This is a genomic window from Flagellimonas aurea (assembly GCF_017313785.1).
GTDB lineage: Bacteria > Bacteroidota > Bacteroidia > Flavobacteriales > Flavobacteriaceae > Flagellimonas > Flagellimonas aurea.
This window is the reverse complement of sequence record NZ_JAFLNL010000018.1, coordinates 1-24,818: the sequence shown is the minus strand read 5'-3', so window position 1 is coordinate 24,818 and position 24,818 is coordinate 1. Positions and strand designations below refer to the sequence as shown.

The 24,818-nt window shown below is 36.8% G+C and carries 21 protein-coding genes; 2 read left to right on the top strand and 19 right to left on the bottom strand.

Going from position 1 to position 24,818, the window contains the following annotated elements; genetic code table 11:
- Nucleotides 1–219: 219 nt before the first annotated feature.
- From J0656_RS19400 to J0656_RS19345, 12 genes are all read right to left on the bottom strand, one after another.
- Complete coding sequence (locus J0656_RS19400) at nucleotides 220–1,053, bottom strand: RteC domain-containing protein (protein ID WP_262897087.1); 834 nt, start codon at nucleotides 1,051–1,053, stop codon at nucleotides 220–222.
- 45 nt (nucleotides 1,054–1,098) lie between these two features.
- Entirely contained in the window at nucleotides 1,099–2,298 is a 1,200-nt protein-coding gene (locus J0656_RS19395) for a proline dehydrogenase family protein (RefSeq protein ID WP_207036853.1), read from the bottom strand.
- A complete protein-coding gene (locus J0656_RS19390) occupies nucleotides 2,299–3,525 on the bottom strand; it encodes a cytosine permease (RefSeq protein ID WP_207036851.1) in 1,227 nt (408 codons plus the stop codon). It abuts the gene before it with no gap.
- A gap of 12 nt (nucleotides 3,526–3,537) precedes the next feature.
- The gene (locus J0656_RS19385; protein WP_207036849.1) at nucleotides 3,538–4,500 is read right to left on the bottom strand and encodes an ornithine cyclodeaminase family protein; all 963 of its coding nucleotides are present in this window, start codon (nucleotides 4,498–4,500) and stop codon (nucleotides 3,538–3,540) included.
- Nucleotides 4,501–4,511: 11 nt separating this feature from the next.
- Nucleotides 4,512–6,137, bottom strand: a complete 1,626-nt coding sequence (gene pruA, locus J0656_RS19380; protein ID WP_207036847.1) for an L-glutamate gamma-semialdehyde dehydrogenase — start codon at nucleotides 6,135–6,137, stop codon at nucleotides 4,512–4,514.
- A gap of 29 nt (nucleotides 6,138–6,166) precedes the next feature.
- A complete protein-coding gene (locus J0656_RS19375; RefSeq protein WP_207036846.1) occupies nucleotides 6,167–7,153 on the bottom strand; it encodes a zinc-dependent alcohol dehydrogenase family protein in 987 nt (328 codons plus the stop codon).
- Nucleotides 7,150–7,476 (bottom strand): hypothetical protein, encoded by a 327-nt coding sequence (locus tag J0656_RS19370; RefSeq protein ID WP_207036844.1) that lies wholly within the window; start codon nucleotides 7,474–7,476, stop codon nucleotides 7,150–7,152. The genes J0656_RS19375 and J0656_RS19370 overlap by 4 nt, the downstream gene beginning before the upstream one ends.
- A gap of 373 nt (nucleotides 7,477–7,849) precedes the next feature.
- The gene (locus tag J0656_RS19365) at nucleotides 7,850–8,647 is read right to left on the bottom strand and encodes an aspartate/glutamate racemase family protein (RefSeq protein WP_207036842.1); all 798 of its coding nucleotides are present in this window, start codon (nucleotides 8,645–8,647) and stop codon (nucleotides 7,850–7,852) included.
- 38 nt (nucleotides 8,648–8,685) lie between these two features.
- The gene (locus J0656_RS19360; protein ID WP_207036840.1) at nucleotides 8,686–10,074 is read right to left on the bottom strand and encodes an aminopeptidase P family protein; all 1,389 of its coding nucleotides are present in this window, start codon (nucleotides 10,072–10,074) and stop codon (nucleotides 8,686–8,688) included.
- A 2-nt stretch (nucleotides 10,075–10,076) separates the two neighbouring features.
- Nucleotides 10,077–11,741 (bottom strand): hydantoinase B/oxoprolinase family protein, encoded by a 1,665-nt coding sequence (locus J0656_RS19355; protein WP_207036838.1) that lies wholly within the window; start codon nucleotides 11,739–11,741, stop codon nucleotides 10,077–10,079.
- 2 nt (nucleotides 11,742–11,743) lie between these two features.
- Nucleotides 11,744–13,807, bottom strand: a complete 2,064-nt coding sequence (locus J0656_RS19350; RefSeq protein ID WP_207036835.1) for a hydantoinase/oxoprolinase family protein — start codon at nucleotides 13,805–13,807, stop codon at nucleotides 11,744–11,746.
- A 117-nt stretch (nucleotides 13,808–13,924) separates the two neighbouring features.
- Nucleotides 13,925–16,306: a TonB-dependent receptor gene (locus tag J0656_RS19345; protein ID WP_207036833.1), complete on the bottom strand. Its 2,382-nt coding sequence runs from the start codon at nucleotides 16,304–16,306 to the stop codon at nucleotides 13,925–13,927.
- 115 nt (nucleotides 16,307–16,421) lie between these two features.
- Between J0656_RS19345 and J0656_RS19340 the strand changes: the two genes are divergently transcribed.
- Entirely contained in the window at nucleotides 16,422–17,666 is a 1,245-nt protein-coding gene (locus J0656_RS19340) for a hypothetical protein (RefSeq protein WP_207036831.1), read from the top strand.
- On the opposite strand, the gene J0656_RS19335 is transcribed toward J0656_RS19340, so the two are convergent.
- The 6 genes from J0656_RS19335 to J0656_RS19310 all read right to left on the bottom strand — a co-directional run bounded on the left by J0656_RS19335 (nucleotide 17,655) and on the right by J0656_RS19310 (nucleotide 22,106).
- Complete coding sequence (locus J0656_RS19335) at nucleotides 17,655–19,046, bottom strand: type IV secretory system conjugative DNA transfer family protein (RefSeq protein WP_417947771.1); 1,392 nt, start codon at nucleotides 19,044–19,046, stop codon at nucleotides 17,655–17,657. The genes J0656_RS19340 and J0656_RS19335 overlap by 12 nt on opposite strands.
- Before the next feature lie 41 nt (nucleotides 19,047–19,087).
- Nucleotides 19,088–20,116, bottom strand: a complete 1,029-nt coding sequence (gene mobB, locus J0656_RS19330; protein ID WP_207036827.1) for a MobB family relaxase — start codon at nucleotides 20,114–20,116, stop codon at nucleotides 19,088–19,090.
- Nucleotides 20,085–20,648, bottom strand: a complete 564-nt coding sequence (locus tag J0656_RS19325; RefSeq protein WP_207036825.1) for a BfmA/BtgA family mobilization protein — start codon at nucleotides 20,646–20,648, stop codon at nucleotides 20,085–20,087. Before J0656_RS19325 ends, mobB begins: the two co-directional genes overlap by 32 nt.
- Nucleotides 20,649–21,036: 388 nt before the next feature.
- Complete coding sequence (locus J0656_RS19320) at nucleotides 21,037–21,234, bottom strand: hypothetical protein (RefSeq protein ID WP_207036822.1); 198 nt, start codon at nucleotides 21,232–21,234, stop codon at nucleotides 21,037–21,039.
- A 16-nt stretch (nucleotides 21,235–21,250) separates the two neighbouring features.
- Nucleotides 21,251–21,700: a JAB domain-containing protein gene (locus tag J0656_RS19315; protein WP_207036821.1), complete on the bottom strand. Its 450-nt coding sequence runs from the start codon at nucleotides 21,698–21,700 to the stop codon at nucleotides 21,251–21,253.
- Nucleotides 21,701–21,770: 70 nt separating this feature from the next.
- On the bottom strand, nucleotides 21,771–22,106 hold the full coding sequence (locus J0656_RS19310; RefSeq protein WP_207036819.1) for a single-stranded DNA-binding protein: 336 nt from the start codon (nucleotides 22,104–22,106) through the stop codon (nucleotides 21,771–21,773).
- Nucleotides 22,107–22,919: 813 nt separating this feature from the next.
- On the opposite strand from J0656_RS19310, the gene J0656_RS19305 reads away from it, so the two are divergent.
- On the top strand, nucleotides 22,920–23,930 hold the full coding sequence (locus tag J0656_RS19305) for a hypothetical protein (protein ID WP_207036817.1): 1,011 nt from the start codon (nucleotides 22,920–22,922) through the stop codon (nucleotides 23,928–23,930).
- A gap of 319 nt (nucleotides 23,931–24,249) precedes the next feature.
- Here J0656_RS19305 and J0656_RS19300 read toward each other — a convergent pair whose 3' ends face one another.
- The gene (locus J0656_RS19300; RefSeq protein ID WP_207036815.1) at nucleotides 24,250–24,657 is read right to left on the bottom strand and encodes a hypothetical protein; all 408 of its coding nucleotides are present in this window, start codon (nucleotides 24,655–24,657) and stop codon (nucleotides 24,250–24,252) included.
- Between the last annotated feature and the right edge of the window lie 161 nt (nucleotides 24,658–24,818).

The following is a 24,818-nucleotide window of genomic DNA, read 5'->3' as shown; positions in this document are numbered from 1 at the left end:
TAAATGACGACTTTGCGTTGATTTGACTTTCGTTCTACAAAATTGATGGAGTTTAATGGGAATTTATCAGAGTCTAAACCCAGTTGGGGAAGATTTTAACACATATAAGTTTTGGTGTGCTTTGGTATGATTTGGTGCTCAATTCAAACGCTCAAACGCTTAAAGTGTCAATAAAATTATAGGAAGTTTAAAAAACCGAGTGCAATCCAAACTCGGTTTTCAGGAATTGGACAAATCGTCCTCGTCTTTCATTTTCTGAAGGAGCTTTTGCCCGGTTTCTTCAAAAAACTTTATAGGTGAACCTTTACGTGCCTTCAAATCTTGGTAAGTACGGGTGGGATTTCCTTTTTTGACATTCAAAAATTCACAGAAGGCATCAATTGCATTGTTAATTCCAACATTCCCATTGTTGAAATATCCCATCTCCTGGCAACCGTACAGCATTTCCACTAAAGCGGCATAGCTCCCAGTCCATTTGAGTTTGCTGTTTCCGGTTTTGTTATTGGTGTTGGTCAATTCTTCCTTTTTTTGCTTTAGGTAATTGGCATACATGGCGAGTCCTTTTATCCGTGCCCAGATTTCATCATGGGAGGTGTTGAATATCGAATCCTTATAGTAAGGATAACTTTTAACAACGGGGTTGTTGTTTAAATTTTTACGTGTGAAATAATGTTCATCAAAATGGTCATATCCTTGTTCCATGTAGAGTAAAAACTCCGTATGCCTACCAAAGAACTGGTTGACCTTTTTGGTTTGTTTGTCAAGAAATGAGAGCTGTCTCTTGACATTGGATTTGGGTATGCGAAGTTCGCAGGAACGGATTTCTGTATAATAGATAAGATATTTCATAGGTATACACTTGATACCTTTGAAAAAACTTATTTCATTCTTGATTGAATCAAAACCAAAATTTGTTACTTGCTCCTTGAACAGGTCCAAAGCCCAAGATGAAATTTGAATACAGGCATTTGCCTTTTTCAATTCGGTTTGAGTTGTACCTTCTATCCCTGCTATTTTTTCATTGAATTCGTTAATAATATTGACATAAAACATATTCTCATAGTAATTTTATTATTGTTTAAGGGAGAAATATGTTGGTTAATTGTTTTTGAAATTAGCTGTATTATTTTTAAGGTTTTTTCTTCTTTCTTTTTCTTTCTTAATTATTTGAAGTTCTCTTGAAGTTTGGCCAACAACAGAGGTGTTTTCTTCAGCTCTTCTAATTAAATAGGGCATGACGTCTTTCACAGGCCCAAATGGGAGATATTTTGCCACATTATAACCGGTATTTGATAAATTATAACTTATATGATCGCTCATGCCATACAATTGACCATACCAAACCCTTTTATCGTTATTATCAAGGCCATTTTCCTTTAATAGTTCCATCAGTAAGTATGAACTATTTTCGTTATGTGTGCCTAAGAAAAATTCTATATCGCCTAAGTTGTTCATCATATATTTTAGGCAATCATTAAAAAGTTTGTCAGTAGCACTTTTATTTATACATATCGGATCCTTGTACCCATATTTTAAAGCTCGCTCTCGTTCCTTTTCCATATAAGCTCCCCGAACTAATTTTATTCCAATCTTAAACTTTTGATGCCTTGCCTTTTCCAATAGTTCTTTTAAATAATCAAGCCTATCCCAACGGTAGGCCTGTAGGGTATTAAAAACAATCACACGATCTTTGTTGTATCTTTTCATCATTTCCTCAACAAGAGTATCGGCAGCATCTTGCATCCAACTTTCTTCAGCATCAATTAAAACAGGGATATTATAGGAATGGGCCTTATCACAAACTTCTATATATCTTTTTCTAATTTCTCCCCATTCTATCTTTTCCCTATCACTTAATGAAGTTCCTGCACTGAGTTTTTTGTAGATTTCGAATCTTCCGAAACCTGTTGGTTTAAAAACGACGAATGGAATAGCTTCATTATCTTTTGCATACTCCAAGGTGCTCAATGTTTTCTGTACAGCATAGTCAAACTGTACTTCTTCTTCTTTACCCTCGGCGGAATAATCTAAAACCGAATAAACTTTTTTCGCATACATTTTTTTAATAATGGGAAGGCAGTCACTCTCATTTATGCCGCCACAGAAATGGTCAAAAACTGTAGTTCTAATTAATTTTTCAACTGGCATGTTTGTTTTTAAGGCAAACTTTGTAATGGCAGTACCAATTTTAACCAAGGGTTCTTTTTTTATCAATGAGAATAAAAAATATGACCTTGAAATTTCCTCGTCTGATTTTAATTCCAAGGCTATTTCTGTATTTTCAAATATTCTTTCCATTTATGCTTTATAGGATAATGTTCTCTTTTTAAACAATAAGCTCAGAATGGAATAGAAAAAGCCAGAAACAACTATACCTAGAATATTTTTTACATCAGATTCAAATAAGAAAACGATACTAACCCCTGCGAGCCAAGAGATAATTCCAATCCAGCCAAAAGACATATTGGTTTTGTTCTCGGTTGTTTTTCCAAAGTAATAATCAGCAATAATAACTCCTGCTATTGGAGGTATCATAGCGGAAAGAACTACAGCAACCTGAACAAACTTGTCCAGAATGCCTATAACGCCCAACAAAGTTCCAATTAACCCAACTGCTAAAGTTGTGTGCGGCCTATACTTTTCGGATAAATGAAAAGTACTATTTAAGCCTAATCCTCCTGAGTAGGCACTCATAACATTTGAAGTCCATGTAACTAAAATAAGAATAGACATGGCCATTATAGGGTATCCTATCTGGGCAAAAATATCTACAATGTCATGAGTTCCCTTTATAATGGCCAATATAGCTCCAATGGTTAAAAAGGCCACTGCTGCCGGAAGCATGCCTACCACGGATCCTACAACAGCAGTTTTTGGGGTTTTTGCAAAACGATTGTAATCAGGGGAAATTACACCCCCTACAGCGATTAAGCCAACGACAATGCCCATGCCCTTTATCAAGGACATTTTTTGTTGTGGAACATATTGTAAAATCTGATCAAAGGAAACTCCTTCTAAGGTCACAATAAGACTGTAGATGATTAGTATTAAAATACATGGCACCGCTATATAGTTTAACCACTTAACGTATTTAAAACCGAAAACGGCAGTCAATACCATTATGATGCCCCATAATAAAGAGGATGCTTCCACAGAGAAATGAACATTGAATGCCTCTTCCATTACTTTTGAAAAAGAAACTCCAGCTATGTTGGTTTGTACCCCAAACCAGACCATTGAGGCAACACCAATAATAAGCCCAACTATAACTTTTGCCCCTGTTTCCCCGAAAGAACGTTGAGCCAATTCTACTGCGTTAAATCGAAATTGAACAGCTTTTATACTTAATAGCGATAAAAAAACGAGTACAAATGAATAGCCTAAAACGGCAACTATAATTGCCTCAAAAAGAGACATAGAACTAATTAAAGTACTGCCTATTAAAAGAGCTGGCAAACTTGCTATGCATCCGAACCAAATGCCCGCTATGCTATACCATGATTCGTTATTTTGTGTATTTTCCATAATTTGAATTCTCTATTTTTTATTTGTGTATTTATCATAAACTAATTTTGCTATCACCAAATCCTCAATTGCCATCCCTGTACACTTAAATAGTGTGTTTTCCTCATCTGAATTCCTTTTCGATAAATTGTCTATACATAGGAATCTTAAATCACCTTTGATATCAGATTTATTGATTTTGTTCTCTTTTAGAGCTTTCACCAGTTCTCCTGCATGTTTTAAGGTAACATCAAAATTATCTGTATAAATAGAACAGGCGGCAACAACATCTTCGCTCACTTCGTGCATGTCTTCAGCGTATGACCCTGCCAAATCAAAATGTTGACCGCTTGAGACATGCTCTTTAGTTAAAATTGGATCATGCGAGGATGTAATACAACTTATGATGTCCATTTCTCTTACAATCGGAACAAAATCTTCAACAGCCTCAACCTTTACCGAACAATCATCCAATGCCTCAACTACTTGCTTGGATTTTTTATAATTCCGACCCCATAGATAAATAGTGGTGATGTTTTGTTTCGAAGCATAGGCCTGGATATAAAAAGGCGAAAGCGTGCCATTTCCAATTATTAATATTTTTGAGGCCTGTTTTTTCGCCAAAAAACTTGATGCCAATACAGAAGTGGCAGCGGTCCGAATATTTGTAATCAATTTGGCATCCATGACTACCAATGGCAAGCCATTTTCCGCATTAAAAAGCATATACAGTCCATTGAGATAAGGTATTTTAGGGTTGTTCAATTTACTATTGTTGGGTGTAGCAGTAATGAGTTTTACCCCAAAATAGCTTTCGTTGTCCCATGAAGGCATGAACAATAAAGTATTATCTTCACTGCTGTTAGTGCTTTTGTAATTGTATGACTGTTTTGGAGGACATTGAATTGTATTTAATCCAAAAGCCATTTCCAAAGCTTCAACAAGCTCTGGATAATTAATATTCTCCTTAATAAATTCATTTGAAATCCAATTCATGTTCTTTATGACTATCCTAAAAAGGGATATCTGTAATTTTTAGGTGGAAAGAATGTTTCTTTTATTGTTCTATTGCTTACCCATCTTAATAAATTCCATATTGAACCAGCTTTGTCATTTGTTCCTGATGCACGGGCACCGCCAAAGGGTTGTTGACCTACAACCGCTCCAGTAGGTTTGTCATTTATATAGAAATTTCCAGCTGCATTCTCTAATTTCTTAGTAGCTGCATCGATGACATAGCGATCGCCACTGAAAATGGCACCAGTTAGGGCATATTCACCAGTTTGATCTACCAAATCTAAAACCGATTCCCAATCTTCGTCTTCAAACACATAAATGGTTATAATTGGACCAAATAATTCAGTACACATGGTTTCGTATAAAGGATTGGTGGTTACAATTACAGTTGGCTCAATAAAATAGCCCTTGGAATCGTCATATCCGCCGCCTATAATTATTTCAGCATCGACATCTTTCCTAGCTTGTTCTATATAACCAGAAAGCTTTGTGAATGCTCTTTTATCAATAACCGCATTAATGAAATTGGAAGGGTCCTCTGGACTCCCCATTTTGAAAGAATTGATATCTTCCAGTATATGCGTTCTAACATCGTTCCATAGACTTTTAGGGATATAGGCTCTTGAAGCCGCACTACATTTTTGACCTTGGTATTCAAAAGCACCTCTTGAAATTGCGGTGGCAACTTCTTGCGCATTTGCTGTTGGGTGTGCCCATATAAAGTCTTTTCCCCCAGTTTCTCCCACAATTCTGGGATACGTTTTATAGTTGTTTATATTATCACCAATAGTTTTCCAAAAACTATTAAATACGGGGGTGGAACCTGTAAAGTGAATTCCAGCAAGATTAGGGCTATTAAGCAAAACATCGGAAATCATACTGGAACTACCAGTTACCATATTTATGACTCCATCGGGCAATCCAGCCTCTTTAAATAGTTCCATAATTACATTGGCCGAGTATATTTGGCTAGATGCAGGTTTCCAGATAACAACGTTGCCCATTAATGCTGCTGAAGCTGGTAAGTTTCCCGCTATTGCGGTAAAATTGAAAGGTGTTATAGCGTACACAAAGCCTTCTAAAGGTCGATACTCCATTCTGTTCCAAACACCAGCAGATGACAATGGCTGATTACTGTATATATCGGACATAAATTGAACGTTGAAACGCAGAAAATCGATAAGTTCACAAGCTGAATCAATTTCGGCTTGGTATACATTTTTAGACTGGGCTATCATTGTCGCTGCATTTAGCCTATATCTATACGGACCAGCCAATAATTCGGCAGCTTTCAAAAAAATTGAAGCTCTTTGTTCCCATGAAATTTTGGCCCATTTCACACGTGCCTCTGCTGCTTTTTGTATAGCTAGTTCTATATGTTGCTTTTCGGCTTGATGATATTGGCCGATGCGATGTTTATTATCATGGGGAGGGTATATCCCTATTGTATTACCAGTTCTTATTTCCCCACCGCCTATATAAAAAGGAATGTCAACTTCTTGGTTGTACATTTCCTTGTAAGCTTCTAATACCAACTGTCTCTCTTCTGAATTGGGAGCATAGCTTTTAACTTTTTCGTTAATCGCTTGAGGAACATTAAAAGATCCTTTAGTCATGATTTTATTATTCTATCTAGATTATTCGTTTAAACTTTTATTACTATTTTACCTTTTTGTTTATTGGAGAGCATGTATTGATAGGCTTCAACCGTATCTTGAAAATCAAAAACTTTATCTACCAATGGTTTAAGCCGTCCTTCCTTAATTCTTTTAAGTACATAATCCGTCCCTTCTTTTAGTTCTTTTCTATCTATAACATGGTTGAACAAGGAATAAGCGTAGAGCGTAGCATTATTTCTTACCAAATCAAGCAATGGAAATGTTGGGAATTCACCGCTTAACAATCCATAAATAGCCGCAGAGCCTCCAAAGGAAAGTAGTGGCATATACTGTTTAATAAATTCGGTATTACCAATGGGATCAAAAGAAAATTTGATTCCTTGGTCCCTCACAATTTCTTTTAGTTTTTCATTTGTGTTTTCCTCATTGGTTACAATTACATGATCTGTTCCAAGTTCGTAAAGAAACTTTTTCTTTGCTTGCGTTCGCGTTGAGCCAATTACAATAGCTCCTGCATCTTTGGCCAATTTTAGTGCGCCTTGTCCGGCAGTACCAGAAGTTGCCGGAATAAAAACGCAATCTCCTTTTTTAACATTTCCCAATTTAAACAGGGCATAATAGGCCGTGAGATATTGCATCCAAAACGAAGTGGCTTCTTCTACTTCATAATTATCGGGAACTTTGGTTAAATACATTTCCGGAACTGTAGCATACTCACCTTGAACGCCATACTTTTGAGTATAAAAAGGAATAGAGGTTACTTTATCGCCTTTTTTGAATTTGGTGACATTGGGACCTACTTCAACAACCTCTCCCGTAGCTTCTGAACCAATGCGAGAAGGAAAAATAGGTTGAGTATAATGCATCCCATTAATAAATAAAATATCTGCTTGGTTTAATGAGAAGGCTTCTACCTTGAACAGAACTTCATCATTTTTTGGTTGTTGTATATCTACATTATCAAACTGTAAGACTTCAGGTCCTCCAATTTTATGGAATCTAATTGCTTTCATACTTTTTGGTTCAAAACATATATAAGCCTTGTATCTTCTAGGACATTACCAGCCTGCAGTTCAAGCGCATTAATGTATACTACAGTTCCTTTTTTGAGATATCCTGCCACTGAGCCATCTTCGTTTAGCATTTCTATACAACCTTCTGTTACAATAGAGACTTCGTTAAATGGATGACGTGAAAATCCTTTCTCAGGGATACGAGAACCCTTTTTTAAGTAGACAGTCCCAAAGGTGGTTAATACTCCAGCATTTTCATGAGTTAATAATTCATTGTTATAATAATCTTTTGGGTCTGGGTATATAATTTCTTTTAATATCATTTTATTAATATTGATGAGTTAATATAGATTTTACCTTTCGGGAAAAACTTCTTTTTTAAACATTATATAAATTAGCTTTGTATCTACTAAAATATACCCTGCATGCCCCTCTCTTTTATTTATCTTAAAAACATCACCAAACTTTAAAACAATCTTCTCTTTTAGTTTGTCTTCAAGAATGCATACTATTTTTACTTCTTAATACCTGGTATAGTCACTATCAAAAGGTATTCGAGCATTTTTTTTTAAAGGTGGCACCAAATTGGAGTTTCCAATCACCTTCATAATGTTTTAGTAATTCCATTAGATAATCTTCTTAGGAACCAGATGGGCAACTAAGTCTCGATAATACCAAAGGAATTATATTCTTCCTTTATTTGACAATTATTCTATTCCCAAAAACAAATTCTTCCTTAAAAAGTCCGAATTGCTCAATATCGGCACATGGAGGTGCTTCACAGCTCCATTTTCTAGAAGGTTTCCATCCAAAATTTCTTTTCAAATACGCGGCTTGTTCGGCTTGTTTTAATGACGCAAGAGAGGGGTCAATAACAGGAACTTGTAATTTTTCTTGAATTTTTTCGTAAAAGCCAAATTCTAATGTGCAACCAAGAATTATTGACTCGGCATGGTCTTCTTTTACCGCCATTTCAGCAGCCTTAAATAATTTACTAGCTGTTATATCATGATCTTTTTGAAATTCGCAAACATTCATTTCTACACTTCTAAAAGAAGCCAAGTGCTCTCCATAACCATATTCTTTAATTGTAGAGTGCATTTCATGCTCCCACTTCGTTTGACCTATGATTACGGAAAACTTATTTGATAATTTTAATGCAATCTCTATCGATGAATGAGAGGGGCCAACAACAACCATGTCCCCGGAAATTTCTCTTGCATCCAATAGAAAAGGGTCATAAAAGCAACCAATAATCAGGGCGTCAAAACCTTCTTTAGAAGCCTGACGGGTTGCCTTAATCAATTCAGTTGCTATCAGAGCATTATATGTTCTGTATTCTAAATTGTCCATTAACCCAACACGTGAGGACATTGAGGTAACATGCACTTCAGTATTGGAAAACTTATTTTCCTTAATCATTTCCGCAAAAATTGTGTCATATGCACTAAATCCGATTGGAGATAGGTACATGATCTTTAATGTGTCTTTCATAATTAATTCTATTTTGGCAATTGTTTTATTTAATCTGTTTAATTCATAATCTGTTCAATTTCACTTATCTCTTTAGGAATGTATTCGCCAATAAGATTGCTTCCGGAACGAGTTATAACATACTCATCTTCAATTCTTACTCCTCCAAAATCTAAGTACGATTCGATAGTGGGGAAATTCAAAAAGGGAGCACATTCCACATTATTCGATTTCCATTCATGGAATAATTCTGGAATAAAATAAATCCCGGGTTCTACAGTAATGGTGAACCCTTCTTTTAGTCTTTTTCCTAGTCTTAATGACTTTAAACCAAATTGTTCAGATTTTAAAACCTCAGTATCATAGCCCACATTATTTTCTCCTAAGCTTTCCATATCGTGGACATCCAAGCCTATCATATGTCCCAATCCGTGAGGAAAAAACAATGCATGAGCCCCAGTAGCTACTGCATCCTTAACATCCCCTTTCATTAAACCCAAATCTTTTAATCCCTCAGCTAATTTGTAACATGCAGCTAAATGAACATCCCTATAAAGCACATTGGGTTCCAGCATTTCTATTGCCCTTTTTTGGGCATCTAGTACAATTTGATAGATTTCTTTTTGTTTTGCACTAAACTTTCCTGAAACAGGAATAGTTCTTGTGATGTCACCTGCATATCCTGAACTTGATAATCCGCCGAAATCACCCAATAGCAGTTGACCTCTTCGAAGCTCATTTGTATAATTAATATTGTGTAAAATTTGACCTTGAATCGAAACTATAGGAGGGTAAGCTGTTCTGCCTCCAGCACTAATTGCCGAACTTTCCAAAGCTCCAACTAAGTCTGACTCCTTTAGACCCGGTTTGGCTTTTGAAATGACTTTTACATGCATTTCTTTTGTGATACCAATAGCTTGTTCTAACTCATCAATTTCTTCAGATGATTTAATTTCTCTCTGAGATACAACAGCATCAATTAGCTCTTTAGAACTGTTCACACTGACTTCCCGGATAGAAAGACCTACAAGGTTTGATAATAATAATGTTGTGGATATGCGATACGGCGGTAAAAAATGGATTTTAGTTATGTTCAAATAATCTTTGATATAATCAGATAGCTTATCAAAGCTTAACACTTTGTAAACACCTACATTATAGGCTTTGCTCCTCAAAGGTTCTTGAGGTCCTATCCAAATAGTATGTTCCAAAGAAACTTCATTTCCAAAAAGTATGGATTCCCCCGTTTCACAATTGAGAACCAAGACCAAATCCGGTAGGTTTATCCCCATATAATAAAGGAACGAGCTGTCCTGAACAAAAAAATAGGTATTAGCCTTAAAATTTCTAGCAGATTCACTATTTCCAGGTAAAACAATAATGCCGCTACCTATTTTTTTGATTAATTCGGATCTTCTATTTACATATGTTTCTTTATCAAAGAACATGGTTACGATACCTTATAAAATTCTTGAGCTTCTTTCTGTGTTATGTACCCATTCTTTATGTCCAATAAAACTTGTTCTCTTGGTCTGTCTTTTGGATTTCCATACCCGCCTCCGGTAGCCGTTACACATCGAACTATATCTCCTTTTTCCAGATAAATGTTGGTTCCTAGGCTATATCTTTCTTTTGTACCATCTTTTCTTATTATCATGAAATAGTTATAGGATCCATCATGTCCGCCTTTCATACCCCACGTTTTTGTTTTTTCCCCTAGAAATGCCGCGGTTACGTGTGCACCATCTGATACAATCTTATAATCTACATACTGGCCATTACCTCCTTGGTATTCTCCATAACCTCCCCCTTCATTATGAAATGCGTATTGATCTACTTGTATACCGTATCTCATTTCTCTAATCTCGATAGGAATGTTGTACGATTCACCGCTACCACAGGACAATTGTCCTCTGTTACCATCATGGTCACAGGAAGCCCCCCATCCTCCAGCAAGAGGCTCTGCCTGAATGTAAAATTGCTTGGTGTCGGGGTGTACACCTGAAATAAATGTGGCACACACAGAACGTAAATGGCCAGCAGGCAGTTTATTGGGAATCAAAGGAGCTAAAATTTTCCATACCAAATCTATGGAGGCAACCATTACTTCATAGTATACCGAAACGGCAGAGGGCGTCTGTGCACTAACGATTGTTCCAGGTTCACAGACTACCTTCATTGGTCTGAATGCTCCTCCATTAGCGTCCATGCGTGGTGTTGTAATAGCCTTAAACAAACTTCTACAGCCTGTGACCAAACCACTAAATGCTAAATTGGTTGCACCTTTTACTTGTGGATGCGACCCGTTGAAATCCGCAATAAATTCTGTGTCTGTTACTGTAATTTTTGCTTTAATTGGAAAAGGTCCCTCCCCAAAACCATTGTCTTCAATTATGCTTTCTCCTTCATAAACCCCGTTCGGAATATCCTTTAAAGCTTCAATACACATACGTTCCCCGTAATCTAAGAAATCGTTTTTGGCTTTTTTGTAGGTATCCAGACCGTATTTTTCAATGATTGATATTACCCTTTTGGCACCGACTTCGGCAGCAGCGATACCGGCAAACAAATCACCCAATGTACTATCAGGCAATCGCACATTAACTTTTATCATATCGATAACAGCAGCATTTAAAACCCCCTCAGATTTTATTTTTATGAATGGGAAGTGCAATCCTTCTTGATAGATTTCAGTAGCCACCGTTGAAACGGAACCTGGGAATGTGCCTCCCAATTCTGTCCAGTGAGCTTTATTAACCGTAAAGGCAACCAATTCACCCTTGTAAAATACAGGATAAACCACGGATACATCTGACAGGTGTGTTCCTCCTCCTGCGTAAGGTGTATTTGCTATAATTACATCACCTTCTTTTAAAGGATTTTTCTCATTATACTTTTCCAATGAAGCCCTAACTACAGAATCTAAAGCTGCCAAAAATGCAGTTACGCCGTTTCCTTGAGCCAATAATTCACCTTTGGAATCAGTAATACCCACGGCGTAGTCAAGTGATTCATATATAATTGGACTCATACTGGTACGTTCCAGTGTTTTGAACATTTCATCTCCAGCAGCTACCAAAGCATCCTGGATTATTTCTAATGTGAACTTTTCCATAATTAGACTTTTTGTAATGTTAAAATTAAATTTCCGTATGCATCAATATTAACCGTATGCATGGGGGTAACCACCGTTGTTGTTGCCTTTTCAGCTATTATTGCTGGCCCTTTTATTGTCATATTGGGCTCTAACAAGTCTCTGTGGTAAAATGGTGTGGTATGTATTCCCAAATCATCAAAGTCTACTTCTTTATTATCGAATATTGCATCTTCAACCTTTTTACCTGTAATATCCATTTGTGGAAAATCTGGCTTTTCAACTTCAACTTCCGCTACTAAATGAAAGTTTACTAATTCAACCATTGCATCTAGTTCAAAGGAATATTGTTTTTTGTGTTCTTTATGGAAAAAATCGATAATGGTTTCTAGCGGTGTATCATAATTAAAATCTGAAAGCAACACTTTTACATAATGCTCTTGACCTACGTAGCGTAAGTCGGTATAATAAGTGAATTTTATATCATCAAGATTATACCCATCCAACTTAAAATTATCAATCGCTTCTTTTTCCATTTCGTTAAATGTGGACTGGATAATATGCCTTTGTTCTTGAACAAGTGTTAATACATTGGTCCTGATATAATCCCTCCTTATATCGGACATCAACATTCCAAAGGCAGAAAAAACACCAGCATGTGGTGGAATTATGAGTTCAGATATTTGTAGTTCCCTAGCTAAATCCGCACCATGCATTGCGCCTCCACCACCAATTACCACCATGGTAAAATCTCTCGGGTCATGCCCCTTATTTATAGATATGAGCTTCAAAGCATTTACCATATTAGCATTAGCTACGCGAATTATTCCTTTTGCTATATCAGTTTTAGAACCTTTTAATGTTTCACATAATGTTTTAGAAGCTTCATTGATGCTATCATAATCTGGCTGCAATTCCCCTCCTAAAAAGTAATCAGGGTGAATTCTACCTGTAATAATATTGGCATCAGTTGTAGTTAAGTTTTTACCACCACGACCATATGCAGCAGGTCCAGGCATTGCTCCAGCACTTTTTGGCCCAACATGCATTTTGCCTCCTTCATCAATCCAAGCAATACTTCCACCTCCATTTCCAATTTCTACAATATCAATTACAGGGGTTTGAATAGGATAGCCAGCTTCAATTCTTGAATGCTCAATTTTATAATTGGTTGTAATTTTTACTTGACCGTTTTCTACCAGGGCACATTTTGCTGTTGTACCACCTATATCCAATACAATTAAATCCTTTTTATTAATTACCTTACCCAAAGCTATAGCACCAAAAACTCCACTGGCAGGACCGGACTCTACCATGGTTATAGGGTTGGCTTTTACATCGTTAATTGATGTAATCCCTCCGTTGGATTGCATGATGTAAGGAGAGTTCTTTAGTCCTTTGTTTTTTAGCTTATTTTCGAGGTTGTTAAGGTATTTTTTTGCTATCGGCAATACATACGCAGATAAAGCAGTTGAACTACTACGCTCATATTCCCTCCATTCACGAGTTACCTGGTAGGAAGCAATAATTTCAACTTCAGGAAACAGTTTCGATAATTCTTCCACCAACTTTATTTCGTGGTCAGGGTTTTTATAAGCATGCAATAAGCATACTGCTATTGCTTCAACATTTTCCTCCTTACAAGATTTAATGATTGAATTCAAATTACTGATATTCAAATTTGTTAAAACCTGACCTTTATAATCCATTCTTTCTTCTACTTCAAATCGCAGATATCTGGGTACAAACGGAGGTTGTTTAATAAAGTTAAAGTTGAATAAATCTGGCCGGTTGCATCTTGCAATTTCCAAAACATCCCTAAATCCTTTTGTTGTAATTAAAGCTGTTTTTGCTCCTTTTCTTTCTGTTAAGGCATTTATTACAACTGTAGTACCATGAGCAAAAAAATCGATTTTGTTTAAATCTATTTTACCCTTAGATATTGTATCTAATATCCCTTCTTCAAAGTTTGAAGGTGTAGTATCCGATTTGGCCACTTTGACTCCAATTGGCTTACCTGATTTTTCGTCAAATTCAAGACACACAAGGTCTGTAAAAGTTCCGCCTATATCTGTTGCGACTCTCATTATTATATTTTTTATTATTAAAAAAGGCCAACTAATGATTAGTGGCCTTACCATGTTAATTTACCTAGAAGGCTAACTAATTCAAAACACTTAATTATTGAAAACTAACAGTTTACATTAAAACCTATATGATATTTCCACACCATATGTTGCTGGTTGGCTAGGTGTTCTAACGTCTCCAATTGGTCCTCCCGTAGGATCACCGTCAAGGACGCTAAACGGCCACCATTCTTGATTATATTGAGTATCAAAAATATTTTTACCCCAAACTGCAAACGAAATATTATTGACACTATAAATCAATTTTGTATTCACTAAAGTGTATGGGTCTTGGAATACATTTTCTTGATCTACACCATATAAATCATCAGCAAACCAGTATTTTTTCCCCTTGTTTTCTACATTCACATTGGCAGATATATTTGAGTTTTCACCGGTATTAAAGTTCCCAAATAGACCAACATAAAAACTACTTTGCGGTGCGAAAGGAATTTTGTTTCCAATTGCTGATTCTTCGAAAGCTTTTGTAATTTCTGTATCTATAAACGAAGCGCCTCCTAGTATGTCAAAGTTTTTAGATAATCTTAGTTTGGTGTCAATTTCAAATCCTGACGCCTTGGATTCCTCAAAATTAATTGTTCCTAGAAATGTTCGAACTCCATCCGATCCAAATCGGTAGACTTGTTGATCTTCAAATACCGTATTGAAGTATGCCAGATTAATTATAAATCTATTGTTCCAAAAACTGTTTTTAAGCCCAACTTCAAAGCTATTTGTAAATTCCGGTCTAATTTCTTTTTCAATACCACTAGCCACAAGCTCTATGGGATTATAACCTCCACTTCTAAACCCCCTACTATAACTAGCATAAAGCATGTTCTCTTTGGCTATTTTGTATGAAGCGGATAACTTTGGTTGAAACGCATTATAGGTTCTTTTGCTTTCTTCTCCGGATACCCCTTCGATATTCTCTAAAGTTTCCCACTCGTTACGAATACCTACTGAAATATTAAACTTGTTACTTATGTCATATTCGAAGAATCCAAATAAACCAATTGAGTTCAACTTGTTGTCGTCGTTGGTGATAACAATTTGGGTGGTATTGGTATAATTTAAATCATTCGGGTCATTATTTTGATATGCATTGGTATCCCAATCAGAATTAATATTTTGATAAAATAGACCTAAATTCCATTTGAATTTTGAAATTGGATTGGATGAGACTAATCTAAGCTCTTCGTTTAGAGTTCTAGAAGCTCTGGTCATATCCTGCGTTGCAGCAGGAATTGGCCCATAATTATCAATAGGAGCAAAGGAGAGATAATCCCCATCATAGAATAAATCAACATCGGAATAAGAAGTATGTGATAACAATTTAAAACCCTTGAATGCTGTTTCGAAAGAAGCTGCTAAAATTGTTGACTTTAGTGTTCCTTCACCCAAAAAATCAGCGTCAGGGTTTCCCCCAAAACTATTAGGGTTAGAGTCTTCAAAATCAGGGTTATTGTTACTTCCAATAAAAGTAATAGCCCCGCTTTTACTATCATTATGCTGGCCAGTAAATGACAGTAAACTACTATTTCCTAGTCTAAATTTTAGTTGACCTCGTATTCCTAAATCCCTACGGAAATCTACTTTTTCGTCCAAGGTTGTGTTATTAATTAACCCATCAAAATTTGAATAATTTACACCTAAACGATAGTAAGACTTGTTATCCTTAATCGACCCAGATATGCTAGACCCTAATTTATAGGCGTTTCCATTTCCATATCCAGCATTTATTTTGCCTTGAAACCCATTTTTTGGTTGCTTTGTAGTTATGATTACAGCCCCACCTATTGCATTTTTACCATAAAACAAACCTTGAGCACCTTTGATTACCTCTATCTGGTCAATATCAAACAGAGTTTGGGTGTTTAAGTCTGCAGAGGCCATATATACTCCATCTATAACTGTTGCAATTGGAGAAGGACCATATCGAATTTGCGGAATTCCTCTAACACTTACCATAACTGTCCCTGGATCCTGTGACTCGCCATATGAAATACCAGGTATTTGAGTCAAAAAGCTTCCAACATCTTCAATACCCGTTACATTAATTTGTTGTGATGTCACTGCAGTTACACTTTCGGGCATAGTTTGTATGGATTCCAGTCTTTTACGAGCCCTACCTTTCACATCTGTAAAACCCTGTACAACCACTTCATCTAGCTGAGCTGCATCTTCCACCAAAACAACATCAATTTTACTTCTTCCATCTATGGGAATTTCTTGAGTTTTAAATCCAAGTGAGGAAAAAATGAGGATTGCTCCTTTGTTGACCGACAACGAGTAATTGCCATCAATGTCAGTGGTGGTTCCATTAGACGTGCCTTTTTCAATAACATTTACAAAAGGCTGAGGGCCATCAGCAGAACTGACAAAACCACTTACAACGATATCCTGTGAAAATGTCATTAGCGGCATAATCAGGACTAAAAGTATTAGTTTGCATTTCATATTTAATTGAGTTATTAGTTCGATTGAGTAAATCTAAATTATTTTAAATTCCATGATTGTATTTCCTAATCTTTTGATTTATTTTTGTAATTCCTAATTAGAAAACAGGAATTATATGGAAAAGTCTGAAAATATAACAAATAAAGGAACTCTAGTGCTTACCAAAGCTGTTTTCAATATACTTTTAGAGAAGATTATTGACCACTTTAGCAGCAAACATAACATCAATTTTCCTAGCTATAAGGAAAATCAATTATATGGTTTTGGAAATTACAATATAGAACTGCCCAATCTAAAAAAAGATCTTGAATCAGTACTTAAAGGATATATCAATGGTAAGTACCTATACAATAAAAACAGGGAAGCTTCAACTGGAAAACCGTTTATTAAAATTAGTAGAGAATACAAATACGTATTCTTTAATTATCTGGGATTCAAAGATATTCATGAATTTATAAACCAAGATTTTTTTACTCCCAGGCAAAAAAGCAAACAGTTAGAACTTTTACATCAAGAAAATAAGGTAGAAGACTATTATTATGTTTGCTATTACTACGGAGAGGATAAAAAGATGAGCAAAGGACAAGTAATTGTCTATAGGCAATGGAAAAACGTTGAAATGAAATACATTTATGAAGATGACTATGGGCAAACAGGGATTTATTCCTTCTTTGGTTCTATAACACATAGTGAAAATTTTGTCTTTTTCGATACGAAATTTTATGTAGGTAGCAAGAAAAACGAAGGCGCCAAGTTCATTTTTTTTATTGGCAAATCTGCTCCTCATGAACGAAATTTTTTAATCGGCACTTATTCAGGGTTCGATAAATATGACAATACTATTGCGGGTAAAATGATATTAAAAAAATCAGATTCCCGAGTAGATATGGAAAAAGAAATATCGAATAAAGAATTTGACCCGATTATTTCCCAAGAATTGAATAAAAAAAGAATTATAGTAGAAAGTGTTATTAGAAAAAGCCCTCTCTTATTTTCGTTAAAAAGCCCGTATGCCCAAGTACTATTTAATGTTTCTGGAAAGTACATATTAGAATTTCACCAAGATAAGAATGCCTATGCAATAAAAATCAACATTGAGAAGCACCATTTGAACATAAAAAGTTTAAACGATTCTTTTATAATAGAGGATGATCAGATTAACTTGATAAATAATGGCCAAATTATAAACATGGATTTTTCCATTAAAGGATTGTTCTATATTCAAAAAGCCTCTATATACATCAATACTTATGACTTATTAGAAGGAAATAATGATACAACTTCTGGAAAGTTCACTGCCGTTGACGTTAATAATGATATAATTTCTGGGATAGTGAGGTTTGAAAAATTAAAAAGCTGATAGGATTTCGCTATATATCTTTTCAAAATTTAATGGCACCTTACAACTATTGGATGTAATTTTTGGTTGAGGACGTCCTTTAAGCATTAATTGAAGTTTAAAGTAGACTTTTCTATCGATACCATCCCCAAAGGCAATGAATTCACCCTGTCTTAGCCGGAAGAATATATCTGCTCTACGCTTGGAAACCTCCTTTTCCCCTTTGGTAATTCTACTCTCTAGAGTGAGCCCTGAACTTTTACTGACGCTCATGGTCGGTTTCTTGACAATCTCAAAAAACCGTTCATAGTATTTGGCCGTGTCCGGGTCATTCACCTTGCCAAAAAATTGATAGGAAAGATTACTTAGTATGGCTTTGCTTGCCTTGTCCCCATACAATAAATCATTTTGAATCTTGTCCTGCATCACGTAAACGGTAGAGATGTCATAACTTCTAAGCGTTGCAGGAATGCGGTGCATATTGGGCAGTTTGATGGTCGGTGCTTCCTCCATCAATAGAAACGAGTGGTTACGGTTGCGGATGCTCGTCTGTTTGATAATGGTATGCAATATTAGCGCAATGACGGGCGAATAGACCGTATCGTATTTCGGATGGTTGACCAAGGAAATGACCACAGGATTTTTGGGATTGTTGATGTCCAAAGGCACTTCATCCTTGGACAACACATAGAACATTTTTTGTGAGCTTATCTTTTTAAAGGCATTGGACAATGAACTTTTTACCCCGGCGGTCTGCTTTTCGGATTCGATACCGTTTATAAAGGCACTGGCCATGTTCCAGGAGGTAAAATCAGATTTAAGAAAAGCCACCAGTTTTTTGGTGCTCATGGTCTGGTAGAGGGCAATGATATGGGGTAGCGTACATAGATCGGGATAGGCAGTCTTCATCTTCCATATTAGTCCCGCCAATAGGCCTTCCACGGCATCGGAAAAGAATTTGTTGCTCCCAGTGTTTTCCGAAAGGTTCTGTTCCAAGAGGTTTTCCATGAGCACTCTGGAAACCTCGTTGACGCTTTCCTCATTGGGCAGGTACTTTGGGGCAATGGGATTCACTCGGTAATGGATCTGGTCAAAGGCTATCGTATAAAATTTGGTTTCACTGTCCTTAAAAAGAGGATAGGCAATTTCGGTAAGTTCAAAATCCTTGTAGTCATGGATGACACCACTAAAATGGTATTTGGCAAAATGCTGCAAAAAATTATAGACTACACTTTCGGTCTTGCCGCTTCCCGCTGAACCGATTATGGATGCGCCACGTCGTATGTTATCGATTTTAAATCTGCCATTCCTTATTTTGAAACGTACCCGGTATTTTTTATCATTTTTGTTCGCGCTCTCGCCGAATACAAAAACATAAATTACTGTACTCAAAAACAGCACTGGAACGATAACAAACAAAACGATATGTGGATAATCCCAACTCATATTCCTATAGAACCTGATTCAATGGCCTTTCCAATTCCCTTCTTAATTCTATTGATAGCCTTATAGGTAAGCTGCACGGTATTCACAGGAATTTTAGGGATGGGAACACCAGTTTTGGACAGCAGTTTATAGGCAAATGCCCTTTCATTGGTGGGTAGCCCTGAAATCATAGAAAAATACTTTTTCGGGTCTTTCAAAAAAGTTTTTCTGGCGGCATAAGTCTCCACATAGTTGCGCTTGTATTTGAACAAGTCATCAAAGGTCTTTTCAGAATTTTTAAAAAAAGTGTCCCTATCGAACCCCCGTTTAACGGTCTTACCATGAAGCTCCACTTCGGAAGCTTTGTGCTTGCTCCCTGGGGATAGGCTGAATCGGTTACTGGCATCCTTGCGGCTGACGATGATATGGACATGGCTCTGGTGTCCCGGTTTGACCATTCCCCGAATGATTCGTTTGCCACCCAATTGGTGAGGGGCTTCTTTTTCCAGCCTCTGTATTTCTTTGTGCAATAGTTTGATGTTACCAGATTTTTCACCTGATGCAATTCCACGTATCTGTTGTTTAAGTTCCAATATCCTTGTGGCATAGGGTTGGTTCTCTCGGATTTCCTTATCGGTGCCCTTAAAGGTACGCTGCCGTTCAACCTTGGCATAATATTTAATATCGTTAACACTAACGGACCTGCCATCAATGTCACGGTGAAACGCTTTGGCATATTGCTTCATGGCTTCCCTTGTGTAGCGTTTGAGGGCTTCGGGGGAATCCTGTATAGCTCTCAGTTCCCTGGCACTTGGGTTGAGCGTAATGGAATAGAACTTGGGTTCGCTCTTTTTGAGCTTGGCCGTGTTCCCATCAATTTCGTTGATAACCTGTTCCGCGGATATTTCATCCCCGTACTGGTTAAAGAAATGTTCCTGTTCTTCCATAATTTTGCCCTCGTTCTCCTTTTCTAGATAGGAAACAAAGTCCGCAGAGCTTTGGGCGTAGTTACCGTCAATCTTCTGTGCTGTAATCGTGATGTACATGTTGCAGTTCGTTTTTAAGTTTATCAAATGATTCCCTGTCCATATCCAGTTTTAAATACCCGGGACCAAAAGCTGATTTTATATAAATGACCTTTTCCATTAGGGAATCCATCTTTTCCTGAACATTGGTCAATTGTTCCTGTAGATTTCCATAGCCGGTTTTATAGAACTCAAGCTCTTCGTTGGCATCCCATAATTTTGGGGTTCCAAAATCAAAGGTTTCTTCCTCTTTTTCCATTTCCGTCATCTCATGGAAAAGGGAGTCCATCATGGTCTTGGTAGGCAGGGTCTGATATTTCTCGATGTTCTTCAGGATGGCTATGACCGCATTGATACGTTTGTTGGTGCGGTTGTTATTGATGCCCAGGTCATCATTGGGCGAAAGGTCGTTCCGTTCAAAAAAATCCATCACGGCCACCAAGGTCAAGGTATGTGAATCCGACACCAAACGGGAAAATTCCCGAAAGCGCAAAGCCACGTCCTTTTTGATACTGATGGCCGAAAAACGGTATTTTTGATAGGTATCTCCCATTTTTACTGTAAAAAATCGCCTGTTTATGGGCGGTCTGGCCGTATTTACTGTAAAAGCCCTTGTTAATCAATTCCTTAAATATTTTCAAATTATTGATTTACAATATTTTACATCTAAATAAATAACCGTAACACCGCAGCGCGTGTTACCCTCTTGCTCTTCGATTTTCGTCCCGCAGGGACAAAAATTTTCAGACGCCCAACCCAAGTTGAGCACCTTATTTTTTATTGGTGAATGGTCATTTAAGGAAAGTCAAATCACCCGATAAACGGATTATTTAATGACCAAAAAATGTTAAAATATAACTTTGTAAATATACTATTTTCAGGTGATTGGACATAAAAAAAGCCCATCATAATAAATGGGCTTGTTTGGTTCAATTTGGTATTCATATTTTGAAAATATACTTATAATTGTATAGATTTAGTATCGCTTCTTCTTCCAATAGGGTCTGGTAGTTTACAATGTGCTTCTTGGCATAGTTCCTTAGTTGTTCCCCAAACCGCTTTTCAATGTCCTTTTTGGACATGGATAACAAACGTTCCTGGGTCTCGTCATCGAGGTTGTTATAATTGAGATGTATCATGGCTCTACAATTTTAGTTATACCAATCCATTGTCCGCAAAGCTGTAGTAACTTCCATTTGGTGTAATAATCAAATGGTCAAGTACCCGAATGTCGAAAAGCTGTGCTGCCCGTTTAATTTTATCGGTCAGCTGTTTGTCCGCTTCACTGGGTTCGGTCTTATAGCTCGGATGGTTGTGGGCAAGCAAAATCCCCACGGAAAGGGTCTTCAGCACAATGGCAAACAGGATGCGCATATCTACCAATGTACCCGTAATGCCCCCGGTAGATAAAGGATAAATCCCTTTGACCTTATTGGAGTTGTTCAACAATAGGATTTTAAAGGTTTCGTGCAGCCCTATGGTATTTTTGTCCCAAGTGTCAAAAAGCAATTTGGCAGCATGCTCTGAACTTTTGATAGGTTCGGATTTCAATGTCCCGATTTTCTCTCGGTAACTTATCTGTATTTCGTTAACTTTGTTCTTCATTGTTTTAACTTTTATAGTGAATGATGAAAAAGAGGGTGCTACTTTCCACGGGAACACCCTCTTTACTTTTTTACTTGTTGCCCATCAATAGGATTTCATCGGCTACCACTTCGGTAACATAGCGTTGGTTGCCATCGTCCATGGTATAGATTCGGGTCTTTAATTTGCCCACGATACCGATTTCCTTGCCTTTGTCCACAAACTTTTCGACAATGTCGGCTACCTTGCCCCAAGCGACAACGGTATGCCAATTGGTATCGTTCTGTTTCTCGCCCTTGCCGTCTTTGTAGTTCTCATTGGTCGCCAATGAGAAACGGGCAACTTTCTTTCCGCTTTCAAGGTTCGTAATGGTTGGTTCCTGCCCAACGTTCCCGATTAACTGTACATGATTTTTGATAGTACTCATAATAAATTGTTTTAAAAGCCTGCCTTGTTTCGGCAGACGGGGTTAATAAATCCCCTTTGGATTTCATTTCAATTGAATTTTAAGGGGTGTTTGTTTGATTTCTTGCGTGCATGGCACCAATGGATAAAGTGGGTTTTGTCAAGACTTTCGGGGAACAAATCAGGAGGGTCTGCAACGTAGTTTTTACCGAAGGGCTAAAAACAAGGCAGTGGAAACCTTATTTTTCAATGAAACCTGCTATGGTCTTGACAAGTTCCATAAGAGTATTAGCAATTCTTTTAAAGCCGTTCGTGATTTGAGCGTACCGGTAGTTAAGCGAAATGAGCGATCGGGTTTAATCTAGAATTGGTTATACTGTGCCCGTTTTTCGATGCCCCGAAAAACGATAAAGGCTTTATCCGTTATAAACCCCTTAAAATGTACAGGGCAGAGCTAGGTTTTAGGGATTATCGAGCAAAGGCCCAAGTAGGCTTTGCCGAAAATCCTGTGAAGAAAACCGAAGCTGTGACCTTCCGATTATAAAAGCGCACTTGCCCCAATCCGCGTAGTGGCAAGTAGAACGATTCGTTCCAGTGTACGGAACGGGAGAAGCATAACGGGAGCAACGGGGGATTGGGGCGTGTCCAAGACCTTGTTTTAGTGCAGCTCTTTTTCCGGAATGCAGTGCAACGAAATAAAGGGAAATGTACCAAACGGAATAAGGGACTTGAGGTCTTATAATGCCTACCCATTTAAGGCCAGAAATGATTATGAGGCTAAAATCGATAGTATAAATGAGAGATAATTTTATCTTTGAGAATTATCAATCTTTAGATGAAAAAAGTTGATTTTCAAGAATATAAAGCAAACTTAATATCGCTCGGGATACCGGAAGAAGAAATTTACGATTTCACCGGCGACGTAATTGAATCATTTTATCAGCGTTACTTTGACTGGTGTGTTGATAATATTATTGAGTACAGTCCAATATTTGGTGTCGAGCCTGCCTATTTTTATTTTTGGGATACTTATAGAATAAATGCAGTAGCTGGGAAAGGTAAGAGTGCATATAGGATTAGGTTTTCAAAACCTTATATGGAGGCCTTATATGGAAAGTTGGGTAGAAAGGGACAGTTTTTTGATAAAACCGATTGGGTCGCTTTTAAAAACCTTCAAAATATTACGCCAAATAGTCTTGAATTTTTGATGTTCCAAGCATCTACGATTTTTACATTCTATCATGAATTTGCACATTTGGTTCAGTACAAGGATAAAGTGTTTTCAATGAATGAACATTCGACTGACGATACATATTCCTATGAAAAGCATGTATTTGAGTATGATGCTGATTTGAATGGGTGTCAATTTGTTAGTGTTTATTTTCAGCAGTTTTTTCAGGAACAAATACCTGAGCCTTATCAGACCGATAATAATTATAAACGCCTAATGTATCTTGGTATTTCAAGCATCCTTATTACTCAGTTACTTTTTTTATACGGTAAAATATATCCGTTTCAGCCAGAAAATTTAGATACAGATTTCTATACAAGAGAAAAGTCTCATCCTCATACTTTGGTAAGGGCAAAATATATAATTGAGCATTATGTAAATGTTGCAAAAGCAAATGGTGTAAAAATTGACTTTGGAGATACAACGAGGAACGTTACGATTATTTGCAATGAATTTTTCAAAGACTCTGGGTTATTTAAAAACTTCATTGAAGGATTTCAAAACCATTTCGATGAAATAAATGCCTATGCCCTAGACCTCTATATAGGACAAAGAAATAATAGCAATTGCATTAAACATAAAATAAAGCTTTTCGGTTTTAACTCAGAGGGCTAAAGGTTTTAGCTAAAACAGGGTGATTGTAATTGGGCATTGTATGAAATTAGCTTAAAAGAAGATAATTCATTCGAATCAAGGGTTGAATTTCCATAAATATTGAAAATCAATTCTATGCATTTTTTATAATTGAAAAATGATAAAATATGCCTTTACAACCTATTGAAAATCAATACTGGTTTTCAACCCTTGATTCGCATAATTCAATAATTGCAAAGTTTTTAGAGGTATAACCGAGATTTCACACTAAAATTTATGAATAAAAAGAAAAGCCTGCTCTTTTTGGAGCAGGCTTTCACATTTGAAGGAATTTCAAGCATTAAAGTTCAAATTGTACAATCTGCTGTTCGATTTCCGATTTACGTTGTTCCAAGGTGGACTGTAAGTGGGTCGTGACCAACTTTATCAGATTGGAGTTGGTGGTCTTGAATTCCAGGTTACGTGAGTCCCTGATATAAAAGGAACTTGAACCGTCCTGGTTATAATTGAACTTGGTCAGTTCGTTGAGGGTTTCCGTTAACCGTTCACGTTGTGTGGCCAATCCCCTGAGCTTCTCGAACTTCTGGATGCGGTCGTCTAAGTTGATAACGGGCTTTTTAGCCGTTACTTTCTTTTCAGGTACTACTGTTTTTCCAATGGCCTCACTGGTCAACTTGTCCTGTACTTCCTTTTTAACGGTTGCATTTTGTCTTTTTGCGATTCCGTTCGACTTTGCTTTTGTTTCCATGATAATGAAATTTTTAGTTAAACAATATTTGAGGGCAACACAAACGGAAGACAAAATTTTGGAGCGGAAAGGAAACGGAATCGTTACTTAGCCGATAGAAATAATATTGTTGGAACAGATAGAGTTCTAACCTTAAATCAACAGTTCCACTTACTGCATTA

Coding starts and splice junctions, on each gene's coding strand:
- J0656_RS19400 (WP_262897087.1), bottom strand. CDS start 1,053: ATGTTTTATGTCAATATTATTAACGAATTCAATGAAAAAATAGCAGGG.
- J0656_RS19395 (WP_207036853.1), bottom strand. CDS start 2,298: ATGGAAAGAATATTTGAAAATACAGAAATAGCCTTGGAATTAAAATCA.
- J0656_RS19390 (WP_207036851.1), bottom strand. CDS start 3,525: ATGGAAAATACACAAAATAACGAATCATGGTATAGCATAGCGGGCATT.
- J0656_RS19385 (WP_207036849.1), bottom strand. CDS start 4,500: ATGAATTGGATTTCAAATGAATTTATTAAGGAGAATATTAATTATCCA.
- pruA (WP_207036847.1), bottom strand. CDS start 6,137: ATGACTAAAGGATCTTTTAATGTTCCTCAAGCGATTAACGAAAAAGTT.
- J0656_RS19375 (WP_207036846.1), bottom strand. CDS start 7,153: ATGAAAGCAATTAGATTCCATAAAATTGGAGGACCTGAAGTCTTACAG.
- J0656_RS19370 (WP_207036844.1), bottom strand. CDS start 7,476: ATGATATTAAAAGAAATTATATACCCAGACCCAAAAGATTATTATAAC.
- J0656_RS19365 (WP_207036842.1), bottom strand. CDS start 8,647: ATGAAAGACACATTAAAGATCATGTACCTATCTCCAATCGGATTTAGT.
- J0656_RS19360 (WP_207036840.1), bottom strand. CDS start 10,074: ATGTTCTTTGATAAAGAAACATATGTAAATAGAAGATCCGAATTAATC.
- J0656_RS19355 (WP_207036838.1), bottom strand. CDS start 11,741: ATGGAAAAGTTCACATTAGAAATAATCCAGGATGCTTTGGTAGCTGCT.
- J0656_RS19350 (WP_207036835.1), bottom strand. CDS start 13,807: ATGAGAGTCGCAACAGATATAGGCGGAACTTTTACAGACCTTGTGTGT.
- J0656_RS19345 (WP_207036833.1), bottom strand. CDS start 16,306: ATGAAATGCAAACTAATACTTTTAGTCCTGATTATGCCGCTAATGACA.
- J0656_RS19340 (WP_207036831.1), top strand. CDS start 16,422: ATGGAAAAGTCTGAAAATATAACAAATAAAGGAACTCTAGTGCTTACC.
- mobB (WP_207036827.1), bottom strand. CDS start 20,116: ATGTACATCACGATTACAGCACAGAAGATTGACGGTAACTACGCCCAA.
- J0656_RS19325 (WP_207036825.1), bottom strand. CDS start 20,648: ATGGGAGATACCTATCAAAAATACCGTTTTTCGGCCATCAGTATCAAA.
- J0656_RS19320 (WP_207036822.1), bottom strand. CDS start 21,234: ATGATACATCTCAATTATAACAACCTCGATGACGAGACCCAGGAACGT.
- J0656_RS19315 (WP_207036821.1), bottom strand. CDS start 21,700: ATGAAGAACAAAGTTAACGAAATACAGATAAGTTACCGAGAGAAAATC.
- J0656_RS19310 (WP_207036819.1), bottom strand. CDS start 22,106: ATGAGTACTATCAAAAATCATGTACAGTTAATCGGGAACGTTGGGCAG.
- J0656_RS19305 (WP_207036817.1), top strand. CDS start 22,920: ATGAAAAAAGTTGATTTTCAAGAATATAAAGCAAACTTAATATCGCTC.
- J0656_RS19300 (WP_207036815.1), bottom strand. CDS start 24,657: ATGGAAACAAAAGCAAAGTCGAACGGAATCGCAAAAAGACAAAATGCA.